Raw genomic sequence first — 17,731 nt, 5'->3', positions numbered from 1 at the left:
GGTGACAGGTGCTTCTCTTGAATACGTAGGATAAAACCGGATAACGCGAACGAACGGCGAATAATCAGCCGCGTTCGCCGCTCAGCCACTGCAACTGCACTTCATGCTGACCACGGTCGTCGGTGACGAAAATCGTCCCTTCGCTGATCATCACGTCCCACTTGATCACGCGGGGCATGTCTTTGGCCAGGGTTTCCAGGATGTCCTGCGGAACCGCCGCGATGTGCACGTTTTTCAGGTTTTTGATCGCCGGGATCACTTTGGTTTCCCAGACGCGAAGGCTGCCGTAGGCCAACAGGCTGGTGCGCTCGGTACGGCGCGAGCACCAGGTCAGACGATCAGCGTCTGGCTGGCCCACTTCAATCCAGTGCAGGACACGGTCGTCCAGGCTTTTTTCCCACAAGGCAGGTTCATCCACGTCTGACAGACCGCGGCCGAACGACAGCTGCTCGTTGTACCAGAAGGCGTAGGCCAGCAGCCGCACGGTCATGCGCTCTTCGGTTTCCGAAGGGTGGCGGGCGATGGTCTGCTTTACGCTCTCGTAGACGCTGCGGTCGAGGTCGGTGAGGTTCAGTTCAAACTTGTAGGTCGTGGACGGCTGGGCCATGAACGGGCTTCTTGATACGAGGAAAGGCGGCAAGTCTAACCGATGCAGTAGGCAATCAACGAATTGAAGGCGATCAACCTTGGTCGTCAGACATTCGGCTATGTTAAAAGGCTATATCCGCTCAGCCTTTGTACTACAGGATCCAGCATGCCGTTCACCGCCAAACCGCTCTCAGGTCTGAAAGTCATCGAATTGGGCACCTTGATCGCCGGGCCGTTTGCCTCGCGCATTTGCGGTGAGTTCGGTGCCGAAGTGATCAAGATCGAGTCTCCCGATGGCGGTGATCCGCTGCGCAAATGGCGAAAACTGTACGAAGGCACCTCGCTGTGGTGGTTCGTCCAGGCTCGCAACAAAAAGTCCCTGACCCTGAACCTGAAACACCCGGACGGCTTGGCGATTCTGAAAAAACTGCTGAGTGAAGCGGACATTCTGATCGAGAATTTTCGCCCTGGCGTGTTGGAAAAGCTCGGCCTGGGCTGGGAAGTCTTGCACGCCCTCAACCCGAAACTGGTGATGGTGCGGCTGTCGGGGTTTGGCCAGACCGGGCCGATGAAAGATCAGCCAGGTTTTGGCGCCGTCGGTGAATCCATGGGTGGCCTGCGCTACATCACCGGTTTCGAAGACCGGCCACCGGTGCGCACCGGGATTTCCATCGGTGACTCGATTGCCGCGCTGTGGGGCGTGATTGGCGCGCTGATGGCGTTGCGTCATCGCGAGGTCAACGGCGGCCAGGGCCAGGTGGTGGATGTGGCGCTGTATGAAGCGATCTTCGCCATGATGGAAAGCATGGTGCCGGAGTTCGACGTGTTCGGCTTCATCCGCGAACGCACCGGCAACATCATGCCGGGCATCACGCCCTCCTCGATCCACACCAGCGCCGACGGCAAGCATGTGCAGATCGGCGCCAATGGCGATGCGATTTTCAAACGCTTCATGCTGGTCATCGGTCGCGAAGACCTGGCCAACGACCCGGTGCTGGCCAGTAACGACGGACGCGACAGCCGCCGCGACGAGATTTACGGAGTAATCGATCGCTGGGTCAATTCGCTGCCGCTGGACACCGTGCTCGCGCTGCTGAATCAGGCCGATGTGCCCGTCAGCCGGATCTTCAGCGCCGAAGACATGTTCAGCGATCCGCAATACCTGGCCCGGGAAATGTTCCTGCAGGCCAAGCTGCCGGACGGTAAAGACTTCAAGATGCCGGGAATTGTGCCGAAACTCTCTGAGACACCCGGCGATTGCGAATGGGTCGGGCCCCAACTGGGTGAGCACAACGCACAGGTACTCAACGAACTTGGCTATAACGTGTCGCAGATTGCACAGCTGCGCAAAGACGGAGCCATCTAAGCTGAGGCGCCGGCTAGTGCACTCCATCAGAATCTGCCTGACGCATGGCGGGGGGGCGGGGCGCGCGTTGCTGGTTACGCTTCTGTTCGTCGGACTGTCCCCGTCAGCGATGGCGCAACCCAAGGAAACGCTGGTCTGGCTGATGCGCGATTTGCCGCCACTGACGATTTTCGAGGGACCGAAAAAAGGCCAAGGGGTTATCGATCAACTGTTGCCGCTGTTGATCGCCGGCATGCCGCAGTATGAACACACGCTGATGCGGGTCAATCGAGCTCGCGGCTTGCAAATGCTCCACGAGCCCTCCCTCACTTGCGACGCGGCGCTGAACAAGAGCAAGGAGCGCGAGCGCTGGATCGCGTTTTCAGTTCCGGTTTTTCGAGCAATGAGTAACGGTGTTGCGGTACGGCGCGTGGATCGTGAGACGCTGACGCCCTTTATCCAGAACGGTGAACTGGACTTGGCCGCCCTGCTCGCCAGTGGCCGTGAGAAGCTGGGCATCATTGCCGAGCGCAACTACGGCGAGTACCTCGACGCGCTGCTCAAGCAAGCGCCGCCCGGCGCGCTGACGCTGCACTACGGCAACGACGCCCTGGGCAGTCTCCTGCAAATGCAACGCCTGGGGCGCTTGCGCCTGTTGCTGGGCTATCGTCCGGAAATCCGCTACCAGGCTCAGCAGCAGGGGATCGCGGAGGATGATTTGCAGTTTTACCCGATTCGTGGCGCGGAGAAATTCCTGTCCGGTTACATCGGCTGTACCGACACGCCCATGGGTCGGCAGGCGATCGTCGAGATCAACCAGCTGCTACGCAAACTTCCACGCGACCACTTGAGCGAGGCCTATGCCGAGTGGCTCGACCCGGAAAGTCGCAGCGCTTACCTCGAAGAAGCCCGAGTGTTTTTCGAGCATCAGGCGCAGCAATGACAAATCGCAGGCAAAAGAAACCCCGAGAAGTGGGGAGACGACTCGGGGTTAAACGTGGCCTACATAAAGACCAGTAACAGCAAGCTACAAGCACCGGAGCACAATGCTTGATCCTGCTGTTACATGCTCTGACTGACCTGAGAGCCGGAAGGTTCCCACAAAAAAAAATTCAATTTCGGCGGGCCAGGATCTTGTCCTGGGCAGCGTGACGCAAAGCCGCGATGACGCAGGGCTCCAGCCGTCCTTCGGCAATCAGCACGTCGCGGTGCAAGCCGTCGACGACATCCGTCAGCAGACGGTAATCGGTTAACTGGGCTTGATTGAACGCCCGTTCGACCACGATCGCGCCGGTCGCATTCTTCAGTGTCACCAGGCATTCGCCATGGGCGCCCGACGGGGTCAGCGTGACCTGATACGGGCTCAGAGCCTCACCGAGCAATAGACTGATACTTTCCATCTCGATCACCACTCAATAGTCCGAAAACAAAGTGCCTGGGGCGTATTCACAGTAAGTGACCACTGGCCCGAGAAAAAAGTTCTGGATTCCAGGTGCAGACGCGTCTGCGTCCCTGGTCGATAGAGCATGCACGGCAAAGATGACAGGGAAAAAACAGCCGACTCACATTTGCCTTGTACGGTGACCGATATCGGTCCATCCGCCCAGCAACCCTCGCAATTGACCGTCGACACTGTAGAACGGCACCGTCCACTGGTAGATGTCCCTGGCACCGTTTTTGAACATCAATTGACGTTCACTGAAGCGTGGCTTTCGAGTCTCCATCTGAGCCATGAATTCGGCATGCAGCAGCGCTGCGGTCTCTTTGGGCAACACATCGAGTTCAATCAGCTGTCGGCCCTGAACCTGATCAAATCGGGTGCCGAGGCTTTCCTCATAACTTTTGTTGCACATGATCAAACGCCCTTGCAGATCACGAACAAACATCGGATCGGGCATGGCGTCCATCAACGCTTGCTGGAACGCAAGCTGATCGCCCAGACCTTTCTCAGCGTCTATACGCTGCTTGATCAGCGCTGCCAGCCTGCGGTTCCAGAGCAGGGAAAGCAGACCGAACAGGCTGACGACAAACATGCCCCAGCAAACCCAGTGCGTCATCTGCCGCCAGGGAGAGGGAGGTTGAGCGGGAGCGATCCCATTGAGCCATTTCAGGCGAATGGCGCGCAGTTCAGCTGCAGGAAAGGCCTCAAGCGCCTTGTTCAAAATGCTCAGCAATGGCGACTGGCCTTTGCGAACCGCAAGGTGATCAGCCTCCCATTTGCCCTCCACTGCCCGCCCGACCTTGAGTTGTCCCAACGGATAGAGCTGCGCTCCGATTTCATTTTCGATGGTGGCAAAGGCTTCACCACTTTCAACCAGCGCCCGGGCTTCGGCGTAAGTCTTGACCGTGCGCAACTCGATCGCCGGGTAGTCGCGGCGAATCGTGCCCTCGAGTGCATGCCGGGCTGGCAGCACCAGCACTCTTTTTGCCAACTGCTCCAGGGAGTGCATGACAGGTGCACCTGCCCGCCCGACAACCACCCACCCAGCGCCACCGAACGCATGACTGAAATCCAGGAACGCCTTACGCTCGTCATTCATTGCCAGGGTGGTGCTCATGTCCGCCTCGCCACTTTCCAGACGCCCGAGCAACTGATCGGTAGAAAACGACTCTTCGTGAACAAACTGCAAACCCGTCATGGCACTGATGCGATTGAGCAGATCGTTGTTCAAACCGCTCCATTGACCGTGCTCATCCTTGAACAGATAAAGCGGGTATTGCACCGATGCGACGATGACTTGCGGGTGCTCGGCAATCCATCTCGATTCCTGAGCATCCAGCTCGATGGTGGCGCCGGCGCCCGATCCCCTGGATTCTGGAATCGCCAATTGAGCCGCCGCCCCTCCTTGAGCAATGCCCAGGACGCCGATCAAAAACATCCAGCACACGGCCGGCTTTAACCCTCTGAAAAACAGCATTACCACTTCCTTCGCGATCAACTCGCCCGTCCTTCCTGGGGCGAAAACGCGACAAGTGTGGCATGCAGAAATGAGAAAGCCCGTCAGGAGACGGGCTTCAAAATGTGACAGCTTTTACCGCTTACAGAGGCTTGCCGCGGTTGCCATGCTGACTGACAAAGGCCTGCACGGCTTTCAAATCATTCGGCAACACGGTGCAACGCTCATCTCGCTCAAACAAATCAGAAAGATGTGCAGGTAGTTCGAGCGCTTTTCCTACGCTGGCTTTCTCCACTGCATCCGGGAATTTGACCGGATGGGCGGTGCCGAGAATCACCATTGGAATATCCAGGCTACGACGGCATTCGCGCGCAGCCTTCACACCGATGGCGGTGTGCGGATCCAGCAACTCGCCGGTTTGCTCGTAGACTTCGGCGATGGTTTCGCAGGTTTGAGCGTCATCCACGGCCAGGGAATCGAACAACTTGCGGGCTTCGGTCCAGCGTTCCTCTTCGACGCTGAAACCGCCACCCTGCTTGAAGGTGTCCATCAAACCGGCAATCGCGGCGCCGTTGCGACCGTGCAGGTCGAACAGCAGGCGTTCGAAGTTCGACGAGACCATGATGTCCATCGACGGCGACAGCGTGGCGTGCAGGGTTTCCTTGACGTACTGATTGCCGCTCATGAAGCGGTGCAGGATGTCGTTGCGGTTGGTGGCGACGATCAACTGGTTGACCGGCAGACCCATGTTGCGTGCCAGGTAACCGGCGAAGATGTCGCCGAAGTTGCCGGTCGGCACCGAGAACGACACCGAACGCGCCGGGCCGCCCAACTGCAGGGCTGCGTGGAAGTAGTAAACGATCTGGGCCATGATCCGCGCCCAGTTGATCGAATTCACCGCCACCAGACGCGTGCCTTTGAGGAAGCTTTGGTCGGCGAAGCTTGCCTTGACCATTTCCTGGCAGTCATCGAAGTTGCCATCGATGGCAATGTTGTGGATGTTCTCGCCAAAAATGGTGGTCATCTGCCGACGCTGCACTTCAGACACGCGGTTGTGCGGGTGCAGGATGAAGATGTCGACGTTTTCGCAATGCTTGCAGCCTTCGATGGCAGCCGAACCGGTATCACCGGAAGTGGCGCCGACAATCACCACGCGCTCGCCGCGTTTTTCCAGCACGTAGTCGAGCAAGCGACCGAGCAGTTGCAGGGCGAAATCCTTGAACGCCAGGGTCGGGCCGTGGAACAGTTCCAGCACCCATTCGTTGCCGTTCAGTTGACGCAGCGGCGCGACGGCGTTGTGCGAGAACACGCCGTAAGTCTCTTCAAGGATCTTTTTGAAATCGGCATCCGGGATGCTGCCGGTGACGAACGGGCGCATCACCCGGAAGGCCAGTTCGTGGTACGGCAGACCGGCCCAGGAAGCGATTTCTTCCTGGGTGAAACGTGGCAGGTTTTCCGGGACGTACAGACCGCCATCGGTGGCGAGACCGGCCAGCAGGACATCTTCGAAATTCAGGGCCGGTGCCTGGCCGCGGGTACTGATATAACGCATGACTGGCTCCAATAGACAGTGTTCGCAAACCCGGGCCCGCACGCAGGCCCGGTGAACGATAACGGCTTAGTTCAGGTGCTCGACGCGGATCCGTACGACCGGACCGACCACACCTGTCAGGGCTTCCAGAGCGGCGATCGCGTCGTTCATGTGCTGTTCCAGCACGCGGTGGGTCAGCAGGATCATCGGCACCAGACCGTCATGCTCTTCGACTTCTTTCTGCATGATCGATTCGATGTTGATGCCGCGCTCCGACAGGATGCTCGCGACCTGGGCCAACACGCCCGGATGGTCCTTGGCCTGGATGCGCAGGTAGTAGGCGCTTTCGCAGGCTTCGATCGGCAGGATCGGGTGCGCCGACAGCGAATCCGGCTGGAAGGCCAGGTGCGGCACGCGATTTTCCGGATCGGACGTCATGGCGCGAACCACGTCCACCAGGTCGGCGATCACCGACGAAGCGGTTGGCTCCATACCGGCGCCGGCGCCGTAGAACAGGGTCGAACCAGCAGCGTCGCCGTTGACCATCACCGCGTTCATCACGCCGTTGACGTTGGCGATCAGGCGATCGGCCGGGATCAGCGTCGGGTGCACGCGCAGTTCGATACCGGCCGCGGTGCTGCGCGCTACGCCTAGGTGCTTGATGCGATAGCCCAGCGCTTCGGCGTAGTTCACGTCAGCGGTGGTCAGCTTGGTGATGCCTTCGGTGTAAGCCTTGTCGAATTGCAGCGGGATACCGAACGCGATGGAGGCCAGGATCGTCAGCTTGTGGGCTGCGTCGATGCCTTCAACGTCGAAGGTCGGATCGGCTTCGGCGTAACCCAGGGCTTGCGCCTCGGCGAGTACGTCTTCGAAGGTCCGGCCCTTTTCGCGCATTTCGGTGAGGATGAAGTTGCCGGTGCCGTTGATGATCCCGGCCACCCAGTTGATGCGGTTGGCGGACAAGCCTTCACGGATCGCCTTGATCACCGGAATACCACCGGCCACGGCGGCTTCGAACGCAACGATCACGCCCTTCTCACGGGCCTTGGCGAAAATTTCGTTACCGTGAACGGCGATCAACGCCTTGTTCGCGGTTACCACATGTTTTCCGTTCTCGATCGCTTTGAGTACCAGCTCACGGGCAACGGTGTAGCCGCCCACCAGCTCTATGACGATGTCGATCTCAGGGTTCGTGGCCACTTCGAAGACATCGTTGGTAATCGCAATACCGGTCGTCTGGAACTGAGGCTTTGGCGTGCGCATGGCAATTTGTGCCACTTCGATTCCACGCCCGGCACGACGAGCAATTTCCTCGGCGTTGCGCTGAAGTACGTTGAAGGTACCGCCACCGACGGTCCCTAACCCACAGATGCCTACTTTGACCGGTTTCACTGTGAACTCCCCATAAAACGGCCGACTCAAGGCCGGCCGTGAAAACAACCGCATGCTCGCGGTTCTCTATTGATGGCCCAGCAAATGTTACCGCCGGACCATGATCGTCAATGGCTGACCGTGACGATGCAAATTTATTTCGCGTCCAGCGCCAGTTTGGCGACTTGTGGCGCAGGCTGGTAGCCCGGAATGACCTGGCCGTCCGCCAAAACGATGGCCGGTGTGCCGTTCACGCCGATCGACTGACCCAGGGCGAACTGTTTGGAAACCGGGTTATCGCACTTGGCGGCCTTGATTTCCTTGCCGTCGACCATTTTGTCCATGGCCGCTTTCTTGTCTTTCGAGCACCACACCGCTTGCAGCTGTTCGTCACCCGGCGAGCCCAGGCCCTGGCGCGGGAACGCGACGTAACGCACTTCAATGCCGCGCTTGTTCAACTCAGGCACTTCGGCGTGCAGTTTGTGGCAGTACGGGCAAGTGGTGTCGGTGAATACGGTGATGTGCGATTTGGTTTCGCCGATCGCCGGGTAGACCACGGTTTCCGCGACTGGAATGGCGTTGACCAGTTTGGACACGCCCAGGCGTTCGGTCTTCTCGGTCAGGTTGATCGGTTTGCCGTCCTTGAGCTGGAACATGTAGCCCTGAACCACGTATTGGCCATCGGCGCTGGCGTAGAGCACGCGGCTGCCTTGAAGTTTGACTTCGTACAGGCCGGGCAGAGGGCTGGCGGAGATGCTTTCTACCGGTACTTCGAGCTGGAGGTTTTCCAGACTTTTACGAATCGCTTTGTCGGCCGCGTCATCGGCGACGGCAAAGGTGCTGACCAACGCAATGGCTGCGGCGGCGAAAATCTGGGTCAGACGCATGAGAACTCCTGAAGACGGACAAATGGGACGATCAGAACGCCCGTGCCGAAACACCGGGTCATAACCGCCCATCGTGCAAACCGGCAAAGCCTACCACATAAGGGCTGTGTGGCCGAATGCGGGTGACAAAGACACCGCACTGCTGACACCCATTATTGTGGCGAGGGGATTTATCCCCGCTGGACTGCGCTGCAGTCCCATTTTTTGGGGCTGCTACGCAACCCAACGGGGCGGTGCGGCGTTCCGATAAGTCCCCTCGCCACAGGTGAGCATTCCGCGTCAGGAATTGCGCTATCCGCGCGGGTGGTGTTTGGCGTGCAGGTCTTGCAGGCGTGCGCGGGCGACGTGGGTGTAGATCTGGGTAGTCGACAGATCGCTGTGACCCAGCAGCATTTGCACCACACGCAAGTCAGCGCCATGGTTGAGCAAGTGCGTGGCGAAGGCATGACGCAAGGTATGCGGCGACAGCGACTTGCCGATCCCGGCGACCTTGGCCTGGTGCTTGATGCGGTGCCAGAAGGTCTGACGGGTCATCTGCTCGCCGCGCTGACTGGGAAACATGACATCGCTGGGACGCCCGCCGAGCAGCTCTTGGCGGCCATCACGCATATAACGCTCGACCCAGACAATCGCCTCCTCGCCCATCGGCACCAGCCGCTCCTTGCTGCCCTTGCCCATCACCCTCAGCACACCCTGGCGCAGATTGACCTGCTCCAGCGTCAGGCTGATCAACTCCGTCACCCGTAAGCCGCACGCGTAAAGCACTTCGAGCATGGCGCGGTCACGCTGACCGATAGCCTCACTCAAGTCCGGTGCCTTCAGCAGCGCTTCCACGTCTGCTTCCGACAGAGATTTGGGCAACGGCCTACCCAGCTGGGGCATATCGACGCGCAAGGTCGGATCGACGGCGATCAGCTTTTCACGCAGCAGATAGCGATAAAACCCACGCACACCGGAGAGAAATCGCGCTGTGGAACGGGGTTTGTAGTTTTGCTCCAGGCGCCAGGCCAGGTGATCGAGGATCAACTCGCGGCCGGCGTTGATCAGTTCCAGGCCCGTGTCCTGCAGCCAGCCGTTGAACAAGGCCAGGTCACTGCGGTAGGCATCGCGGGTGTTGTCGGAGAGGCCTTTCTCCAGCCAGAGAGCGTCGAGGAATTGGTCTATCAGGGGATGATCGATGGCAGGCATAGAGGCTCAGGTCACTGGAAAACTGACGGCAAGTCTTTCATAGCCTGCTGAGGCTTTATAGAGCCTGATGTAAACGCGGTGTTGGTAGATCGATTCGCGGGCAAGCCTCGCTCCTACAGGATTGAAAAACGATTCAATCCTGTAGGAGCGAGGCTTGCCCGCGAACGCCGCAACTCGGTCCCGGACCAGGCACGCATACCCCGGCAGCACCGATAAATCGCAGGCAACAAAAAAGCAGCCCGTAGGCTGCTTTTTTCTGCATCGGAAGCTGGACTTAAGCCAGTTTTTCCTTGATGCGAGCTGCTTTACCGGACAGGTCACGCAGGTAGTACAGCTTGGCTTTACGTACGTCACCGCGACGTTTAACGGCCATGCTGTCGATTTGCGGGCTGTAGGTCTGGAAAGTACGCTCTACGCCAACACCGTTGGAGATTTTACGAACGGTGAAAGCACTGTTTACGCCGCGGTTACGCTTGGCGATAACAACACCTTCGAACGCTTGCAGACGCGAACGGTCGCCTTCCTTCACTTTCACCTGAACGACAATGGTGTCGCCCGGGGCAAAGGTAGGGATCTCTTTGGTCATCTGCTCTGCTTCGAGTGCAAGGATGATTTTGTTAGTCATGCTGTGCTCCTAAGGTAAATCAACGGACTTACCATCGATACGTTGTTAACTATCGTCCCGCTCGCGGATGTATTCCTCGAGCAGCTTCTTCTCTTCTCCAGAAAGCGAGCGGCTTTCCAGAAGATCGGCGCGTCGTTCAAAGGTCCTACCAAGGGACTGCTGTAAACGCCAACGCCGGATATGCGCGTGATTGCCACTTAGCAACACGTCGGGAACACGCTGATCCGCATACACCTCAGGTCGGGTGTAGTGCGGGCAATCCAGCAAACCATCCGTAAAGGAATCTTCCTCGGCGGAGTCCGCATGCCCTAAAGCTCCAGGCAGCAGTCGTGTAACCGCATCGATCAGGACCATCGCCGGCAGCTCGCCGCCAGACAGTACATAGTCGCCAATCGACCACTCTTCATCGACATGAGCCTCTATAAAACGCTCGTCAATGCCTTCATAGCGGCCGGCAATCAGGATCAATGCATCCAGATTCGCCAACTCGCGTACCGCCGACTGAGTCAGTTGACGGCCTTGGGGGGACAGGTAAATTACCTTCGCCGCCTCCCCGGCTGCTGCCTTGGCCTGAACCAGTGCATCTTCCAGGGGTTTGATCTTCATCACCATGCCCGGACCACCGCCAAATGGGCGATCGTCTACAGTGTGATGTCGATCCGTCGTGTAGTCTCGCGGATTCCAACAGGTGAGCTGCAACAGCCCCTGTTTCACCGCACGACTGGTGATGCCGTACTCGCTGATGGCGGAGAACATCTCGGGAAACAAACTGATCACTTCTACGCGCAAGTTAGCCACGCTTAGAAGTCCGCATCCCATTCCACCTTCATCTCGCCCGCGGCGAGGTCGACGGCCAACACGCATTGCTCCGTATAGGGCAACAGGCGTTCGCGATCATCCAGGCTGCCAGCGCAAGGCTTGACCACCATTACATCATTGGCGCCGGTTTCCAGAAGATGATCGATTTTCCCGAGCAATTGCCCAAGTTGATCAATGACCTTCAGACCTTCCAGCTGGTACCAGTAGTACTCGCCGTCGGTCAATTCAGGGAACAGGTTGCGCGGCACGCAGATCTCATAACCCGCAAGAAGACGAGCTTCTTCACGATCATCAAGACCCTTGAGCTTTGCGACCAGGAACTTGTCGTTCCCACGTCCGCTGACCAGCTCGACCTGTTTCACATTGCCTTCGCGCTTGAGCGTCCAGGTTTTGTACTGCAACAGGTTTTCAGTCGGATCAGTAAAGGAATACACCTTCACTTCGCCGCGAACGCCATGAACAGAATAAATCTTGCCGATAACGATCAAATCATCAGCAACAGCAGGCGTCGCGCTCATATTGCTCAGGCCGCAGCCTTAGCAGCGTCCTTCAACAACTGAGCAACACGCTCAGAAGGTTGTGCACCAACGCTCAGCCAGTAGGCTACGCGCTCTTGGTTCACGGACAGACGGACTTCTTGACCACGAGCAACAGGGTTGAAGAAACCAACCTGTTCCTTGTGCGAACCGTCGCGCGGGTTGCGGCTGTCGGTTACGGTCAAGTGGTAAAACGGGCGCTTTTTGGAGCCGCCAAGGGCAAGACGGATTGTTAGCATGTGAACATCGTTCCTGTAGTCGGTGCTGCAAATCTAAAGGCACAGCGGGCATAGGTGCCCGAAAGGCCGCATATTCTAAGGAATATCCGGACTTTTGCAAATGTCTTTTTCCGGCGGCCTATCGGACGCCATCCAGATTTGCTATAGAGCCGTCGTTGAAAACGGCCAGTCAGCTCCCGCCAAGTGCGGGTTTGCTGGAGATCCCACTTCCGTGTGGGCTGCGCAAGAGCAAGCCCTTGCGCGAATTCTTTACATTTTCGGCATGCCGCCGCCGGGCAACATACCGCCCATGCCGCGCATCATTTTGGCCATTCCGCCTTTTGCGGAGAATTTCTTCATCATCTTCTGCATCTGCTTGTGCTGCTTGATCAAGCGACCGATGTCCTGCACCTGAGTGCCGGAACCCAACGAAATCCGACGTTTGCGCGAACCGCTGATCAGGTCAGGGTCGCGGCGCTCGGCCGGGGTCATGGAATTGATGATGGCTTCCATCTGCTTGAATTGTTTCTCTGCCGCGCCCTGGGCATTGCCCATCTGCGCCAGGTTCACGCCGCCGATGTTCGGCAGTTTGTCCATGAGGCCGCCGAGACCGCCCATGTTCTTCATCTGTTGCAGCTGATCGCGGAAGTCTTCGAGGTCGAAGCCCTTGCCCTTCTTCAGCTTCTTGGCCAGTTTGTCGGCCTTGTCCTTGTCGAGGGTCGCTTCGGCCTGTTCGATCAGGCTGAGCACGTCGCCCATGCCGAGGATGCGCGAAGCAATACGCTCGGGGTGGAACGGCTCGAGCGCTTCGCTCTTCTCGCCCATACCGATGAATTTGATCGGCTTGCCAGTGATGGCACGGACAGAAAGTGCGGCACCGCCACGAGCGTCACCGTCGACCTTGGTCAGGATCACACCGGTCAGCGGCAATGCGTCGCCGAAGGCCTTGGCCGTGTTGGCGGCGTCCTGGCCGGTCATGGCGTCGACCACGAACAAGGTTTCGACCGGGTTGATCGCGGCGTGCAGCGCCTTGATCTCGCCCATCATCTCTTCGTCGATGTGCAGACGACCGGCGGTATCGACGATGACCACATCAATAAACTTAAGCTTTGCTTCTTTTATAGCCGCTTGCGCGATGTCGACCGGCTTCTGGCTCAGATCGGACGGGAAGAAGGTTACGCCGACTTCACCGGCGAGCATTTCCAGCTGCTTGATCGCCGCCGGACGGTAAACGTCCGCAGACACGACCATGACCGACTTCTTCTTGCGCTCTTTAAGGAAGCGCGCGAGTTTGCCGGCGGTGGTGGTTTTACCCGCACCCTGCAAACCGGCCATCAACACCACGGCAGGCGGAACGGCGCTCAGGTTCAAATCTTCGTTGGCGGCGCCCATCAGGCTTTCGAGTTCGGCCTGGACGATCTTCACGAAGGCCTGGCCCGGCGTCAGGCTGCGCGACACCTCGGTGCCGACGGCGCGCTCCTTGACCGAATTGACGAAGTCTTTCACCACCGGCAAGGCGACGTCGGCTTCGAGCAACGCCATGCGCACTTCGCGCAGGGTGTCTTTGATGTTGTCCTCGGTCAGCTTGGCCTTGCCGGTGACATGGCGCAGCGTTTGCGAGAGACGGTCGGTTAAGTTTTCAAACATTGCGCGATCCTTTCAGGCCCTGTGTAGACCGGGATAATGGCGGCCCAGACCGGAATAAACATGTGCTCGGCGAGCCTGCGGCGTGGGCAGGTCGCGGATTATAGCGAAGACTGCGTCTGGCGGACACCTCATCGTCAGGTTGCATGGTCTTTCGTGCTGCGGGGGTTCTATGCCAAACTCAGCGCCTTTCGGGCTTGCCTAACAGGATTTATGCTCCCCTTGTCACCCAGTTTGCTGACTACCCTCGCCGCCGCCTGCTTATATGCCGCTGCGACCCTCTATCAAGGCACTCGTCTGGCCACCGGAGCCAAGGCGAACAAACGCCTGCTGGTCACGCTCGGCGTACTTGCCGTGCTGGCTCACAGCGCCAGCCTGTTTACCCACCTGCTGACACCGATCGGCCTCGGCCTGGACTTTTTCAGTGCCGCCAGCCTGATTGCCGCGGCGGTCATCGCCCTGACCCTGCTGGCCTGTTCGCGGATCCCGGTGGAAAACCTGCTTATATTGCTGTTCCCGCTCGGTGCCGCCACGGTGCTGCTGGCGCAGTTCGCCCCCGCCGGCACGGTGCAGATCATCGACGAAGAGCCGGGCATTCTCGCCCACATCCTGCTGTCGATCCTCGCTTACGGCATGTTCACCATCGCGATGTTTCAGGCCTTGTTGCTGCTGGTCCAGGACCATCAGCTCAAGCACAAACACCCGTCGGGGTTGATCAAGAACTTCCCGCCGCTGCAAACCATGGAAAGCCTGTTGTTCGGCTTCCTCTGGGCCGGCTGGACCCTGCTTTCGCTGTCGCTGCTGTCCGGCTGGTTGTTCGTCGACAACCTGTTCGCCCAGCACCTGGTGCACAAAACTCTACTGGCTTGCCTGGCCTGGATCGTCTTTAGCGTGCTGCTTTGGGGCCGTAACCGCCTCGGCTGGCGCGGACACAAGGCTATTCGCTGGACCCTCGCCGGTTTCTGCCTGCTGATGCTGGCGTACTTCGGCAGCAAGCTGGTCCGTGAATACATCCTGCATATCTGACGGGCGGCATTAATGGACGACTTGCCCATAGGGCCGATGCTCGCGGTACTGGTTCTGCTGATTTTATGGTCGGGGCTGTTTACCGCCATCGAAACCGCGCAACAATATTTGTTGGCCCAGCGAACCGCATCGCGTTCCAGCGACAAACCGGTAGCGAAGCTGAGCTTCCCGCTCAATAGCCTGATCTTCTGCAATACCTTGTGCCGCGCACTGGCCGTGGTTATCAGCACCCTGCTGGCGATCTTTATCTGGGCAGAAAACGGTCCGTGGATTGCCTGCTTGGGTGCAGGCGCCGCGCTTCTGGTGTTTGCCGACTACCTGCCCCGCACCCTCGCCGTGCGCTATCCCGACGCGGTCCTGGCCCTGGGCAACACGTTGCTCGGCGCGCCACTGAAAATCATCTACCCGGCCGCCTGGCTGCTCAATGGCTTCACCCAGCTGCTGATGCGACCGTTTGCCCGCAAAGTCAAAGTGGTGCAACAGAGCGAAGACGAAAGCCCGAACGACCGGAATGACGATTACGATCAAGCCGTCTGCCGCCCACACCCGCTGGCGGGCATCCACGCGCTCGACAACATCACGGTCAACGACATTCTGGTGCCGCGCAGTGACGTCGACGGGATCAACCTCGACGACTCCCTCGCAGAGATCATCGAGCAACTGCGCAACAACAAGCGCACCCGCCTGCCGGTGTTCCACAGCGACATCAATCAGGTCGAAGCGGTGCTCAATACCCGGCAGATCCGCCACTTGCTGACCGATTCAAGCCTGACCCTCGAAGCGCTGCTGGCCGCCAGTCACGAACCGTACTTCGTGCCGGAAAGCACTCCGCTGCAACTGCAACTTCTGAATTTCCACAAGCAGCAGCGGCGCCTGGGCATGGTGGTCGACGAATACGGCGAAGTGCTCGGCATCGTGACCCTGGAAGACATTCTCGAAGAAATCGTCGGCGAATTCGAAAGCCAGCACAGCCTGGACAACCCGCATATCCATCCGCAGGCCGATGGGCGTCTGGTGATCGAGGGTGCGGCGTCGATTCGCGAATTGAACAAGAGCCTGGGTTGGCACCTGCCCAGCGATGGCCCGAAAACCCTTAACGGGTTGGTGACCGAGGCGCTGGAGACGATTCCGGACAGTGCGGTTTGCCTGAAGATCGGGCGTTATCGCCTGGAGATTCTGGAGACGGAAGACAATCGCGTCACGCGCGTGCTGATCTGGCATACCAGCTCGGTTCCGGCAGTCGTCTAAACCGTGACACCTCCTCTGTATTGGGGGATTTATCTGTGGTGTGGGGATTTATCCCCGTTGCGTTGCGAAGCAGCGCCAAAATCTCTGCAATCAGGCAAACCTCTCGGGGCTGCTTCGCAGCCCAACGGGGATAAATCCCCTCGCCACAATTTGATTCCCAATCTTAGTCACTGGTCGCTGGTTGTCGTCGCCAGCGATTGGCCACTTGTTTGATCGTTAGCCACCTTCCTATAATCAAATCCGCTTACCCAAGCCCCGCCGGACCACGTGCTTACCCCGCACGCAGCAGGTTCCGGCCAGTCCATCGGCAATATCCGCACTACACCGACGAATGTTCCTACCTTGAACAGCGGCCGCGCCTCACTCCCACATCCCTGAGTGTTCGACCATAATAATTCGCTCCACTGGGGCACATGACTGTCAGGGATAACCGCATGACGACCAGCACGACTTATATCGACGCGCCTACCCAACCGACGAACTCCGCCACCCGCGTGGCCACGGCGAGTTTTATCGGCACTGCCATCGAGTTTTACGACTTCTACGTCTATGCCACCGCCGCTGCGCTGGTGATCGGTCCGGTGTTCTTTCCGCAGACCTCCGGCACCGCCCAGATGCTGTCGGCGTTCCTCACCTTCGGCATCGCTTTCCTTGCAAGACCCTTGGGCTCGGCGCTGTTTGGCCACTTCGGTGACCGCATCGGGCGCAAATCGACACTGGTCGCTTCGCTGCTATTGATGGGTGTATGCACCACGCTGATCGGCGTATTGCCGGGTTACGACAGCATCGGGGCCTGGGCGCCGATCCTGCTCTGCGTGCTGCGTTTCGGCCAAGGCCTTGGGTTGGGCGGCGAATGGGGTGGTGCGGCACTGCTGGCGACGGAGAATGCGCCCAAGGGCAGGCGCGCCTGGTTCGGCATGTTCCCGCAGCTCGGCCCTTCGATTGGTTTTCTGGCAGCTAACGGCCTGTTTCTGACGTTGGCCATGACCCTGAATGACGAGCAATTCCGCTCGTGGGGCTGGCGGATTCCGTTCCTGCTCAGTGCCGCGCTGGTGATGGTGGGCCTCTACGTGCGACTTAAACTCCACGAAACTCCGGTGTTCGCCAACGCCATGGCCCGTCAGGAGCGAGTGAAGATCCCCCTGGTCGAGCTGTTCAGTCAGTACTGGGTGCCGATGCTGCTGGGTGCCGGGTCGATGGTGGTGTGTTACGCACTGTTCTACATCTCGACCGTATTTTCGTTGAGTTATGGCGTGGCGACACTTGGCTACAGCCGCGAAACCTTCCTCGGGCTGCTGTGCTTCGCCGTATTGTTCATGGCGGCGGCAACACCGTTGTCGGCCTGGGCCAGCGACCGTTACGGGCGCAAACCGGTGCTGATCATCGGTGGCGTGCTGGCGATTTTGTCCGGATTTCTGATGGAACCGCTGCTGACCCAAGGCTCGACCTGGGGCGTGGCGCTGTTCCTGTGCATCGAGCTGTTTCTGATGGGCGTGACGTTTGCGCCGATGGGCGCGCTGCTGCCGGAGCTGTTCCCAACTCACGTGCGTTATACCGGTGCGTCGGCGGCCTACAATCTGGGCGGCATTGTCGGGGCCTCGGCGGCGCCGTTCTTCGCACAGAAGCTGGTGGCGATGGGTGGTTTGAGTTATGTCGGCGGGTATGTGTCGGGGGCGGCGGTGCTGAGCTTGATTGCGGTGCTGTGCCTGAAAGAGACGCGGCATAACGATCTGAATCGGGTGGCCTGACAGAAAAAGCTTCGCGGGCAAGCCTCGCTCCTACAGGGACCGCGTGATCCTGTGGGAGCG

At 58.9% G+C, this 17,731-nt stretch carries 17 protein-coding genes; 5 read left to right on the top strand and 12 right to left on the bottom strand.

The window, feature by feature from the left end; genetic code table 11:
* Nucleotides 1-64 precede the first annotated feature (64 nt).
* Entirely contained in the window at nt 65-607 is a 543-nt protein-coding gene (locus tag EYC95_RS24375) for a YaeQ family protein (protein ID WP_010462971.1), read from the bottom strand.
* 147 nt (nt 608-754) lie between these two features.
* Between EYC95_RS24375 and EYC95_RS24370 the strand changes: the two genes are divergently transcribed.
* Both EYC95_RS24370 and EYC95_RS24365 read left to right on the top strand, forming a co-directional pair.
* Nucleotides 755-1,954 (top strand): CaiB/BaiF CoA-transferase family protein, encoded by a 1,200-nt coding sequence (locus EYC95_RS24370; RefSeq protein ID WP_131062585.1) that lies wholly within the window; start codon nt 755-757, stop codon nt 1,952-1,954.
* 109 nt (nt 1,955-2,063) lie between these two features.
* Nucleotides 2,064-2,876 (top strand): TIGR02285 family protein, encoded by an 813-nt coding sequence (locus EYC95_RS24365; RefSeq protein ID WP_371928434.1) that lies wholly within the window; start codon nt 2,064-2,066, stop codon nt 2,874-2,876.
* Nucleotides 2,877-3,045: 169 nt separating this feature from the next.
* Here EYC95_RS24365 and EYC95_RS24360 read toward each other — a convergent pair whose 3' ends face one another.
* The 11 genes from EYC95_RS24360 to ffh form a co-directional block, all read right to left on the bottom strand.
* Entirely contained in the window at nt 3,046-3,333 is a 288-nt protein-coding gene (locus tag EYC95_RS24360) for a DUF3509 domain-containing protein (protein WP_131062584.1), read from the bottom strand.
* 162 nt (nt 3,334-3,495) lie between these two features.
* Nucleotides 3,496-4,851, bottom strand: coding sequence for a transporter substrate-binding domain-containing protein (locus tag EYC95_RS24355; RefSeq protein ID WP_131062583.1), 1,356 nt, complete (start codon nt 4,849-4,851; stop codon nt 3,496-3,498).
* 121 nt (nt 4,852-4,972) lie between these two features.
* Nucleotides 4,973-6,382, bottom strand: a complete 1,410-nt coding sequence (thrC, locus tag EYC95_RS24350) for a threonine synthase (RefSeq protein ID WP_131062582.1) — start codon at nt 6,380-6,382, stop codon at nt 4,973-4,975.
* A 66-nt stretch (nt 6,383-6,448) separates the two neighbouring features.
* Complete coding sequence (locus EYC95_RS24345; protein ID WP_131062581.1) at nt 6,449-7,753, bottom strand: homoserine dehydrogenase; 1,305 nt, start codon at nt 7,751-7,753, stop codon at nt 6,449-6,451.
* Nucleotides 7,754-7,887: 134 nt separating this feature from the next.
* Complete coding sequence (gene dsbC, locus EYC95_RS24340) at nt 7,888-8,619, bottom strand: bifunctional protein-disulfide isomerase/oxidoreductase DsbC (RefSeq protein ID WP_131062580.1); 732 nt, start codon at nt 8,617-8,619, stop codon at nt 7,888-7,890.
* Nucleotides 8,620-8,910: 291 nt separating this feature from the next.
* The gene (xerD, locus tag EYC95_RS24335; RefSeq protein WP_131062579.1) at nt 8,911-9,807 is read right to left on the bottom strand and encodes a site-specific tyrosine recombinase XerD; all 897 of its coding nucleotides are present in this window, start codon (nt 9,805-9,807) and stop codon (nt 8,911-8,913) included.
* Between the two features lie 274 nt (nt 9,808-10,081).
* The gene (gene rplS, locus EYC95_RS24330; RefSeq protein ID WP_003175895.1) at nt 10,082-10,432 is read right to left on the bottom strand and encodes a 50S ribosomal protein L19; all 351 of its coding nucleotides are present in this window, start codon (nt 10,430-10,432) and stop codon (nt 10,082-10,084) included.
* A gap of 45 nt (nt 10,433-10,477) precedes the next feature.
* The gene (trmD, locus tag EYC95_RS24325) at nt 10,478-11,251 is read right to left on the bottom strand and encodes a tRNA (guanosine(37)-N1)-methyltransferase TrmD (RefSeq protein ID WP_154503229.1); all 774 of its coding nucleotides are present in this window, start codon (nt 11,249-11,251) and stop codon (nt 10,478-10,480) included.
* Nucleotides 11,233-11,769, bottom strand: coding sequence for a ribosome maturation factor RimM (gene rimM, locus EYC95_RS24320; protein WP_007897576.1), 537 nt, complete (start codon nt 11,767-11,769; stop codon nt 11,233-11,235). The genes trmD and rimM overlap by 19 nt, the downstream gene beginning before the upstream one ends.
* Nucleotides 11,770-11,774: 5 nt before the next feature.
* A complete protein-coding gene (gene rpsP / locus EYC95_RS24315; RefSeq protein ID WP_007944872.1) occupies nt 11,775-12,026 on the bottom strand; it encodes a 30S ribosomal protein S16 in 252 nt (83 codons plus the stop codon).
* A 249-nt stretch (nt 12,027-12,275) separates the two neighbouring features.
* Nucleotides 12,276-13,652 carry a signal recognition particle protein gene (gene ffh, locus EYC95_RS24310; protein ID WP_131062578.1) on the bottom strand — a complete coding sequence of 459 codons (1,377 nt, stop codon included), beginning with the start codon at nt 13,650-13,652 and terminating at the stop codon, nt 12,276-12,278.
* A gap of 210 nt (nt 13,653-13,862) precedes the next feature.
* On the opposite strand from ffh, the gene EYC95_RS24305 reads away from it, so the two are divergent.
* The 3 genes from EYC95_RS24305 (at nt 13,863) to EYC95_RS24295 (ending at nt 17,671) form a co-directional block, all read left to right on the top strand.
* Nucleotides 13,863-14,675, top strand: a complete 813-nt coding sequence (locus EYC95_RS24305; RefSeq protein ID WP_131062577.1) for an inner membrane protein YpjD — start codon at nt 13,863-13,865, stop codon at nt 14,673-14,675.
* A 12-nt stretch (nt 14,676-14,687) separates the two neighbouring features.
* A complete protein-coding gene (locus EYC95_RS24300) occupies nt 14,688-15,923 on the top strand; it encodes a transporter associated domain-containing protein (RefSeq protein ID WP_131062576.1) in 1,236 nt (411 codons plus the stop codon).
* A 434-nt stretch (nt 15,924-16,357) separates the two neighbouring features.
* Complete coding sequence (locus EYC95_RS24295) at nt 16,358-17,671, top strand: MFS transporter (RefSeq protein WP_131062575.1); 1,314 nt, start codon at nt 16,358-16,360, stop codon at nt 17,669-17,671.
* Nucleotides 17,672-17,731 lie beyond the last annotated feature (60 nt).

It is taken from the genome of Pseudomonas sp. BGI-2, assembly GCF_004310295.1.
Classification (GTDB): domain Bacteria; phylum Pseudomonadota; class Gammaproteobacteria; order Pseudomonadales; family Pseudomonadaceae; genus Aquipseudomonas.
Note: the sequence above shows the minus strand (reverse complement) of the source record. Positions and strands in the feature narration are given on the sequence as shown.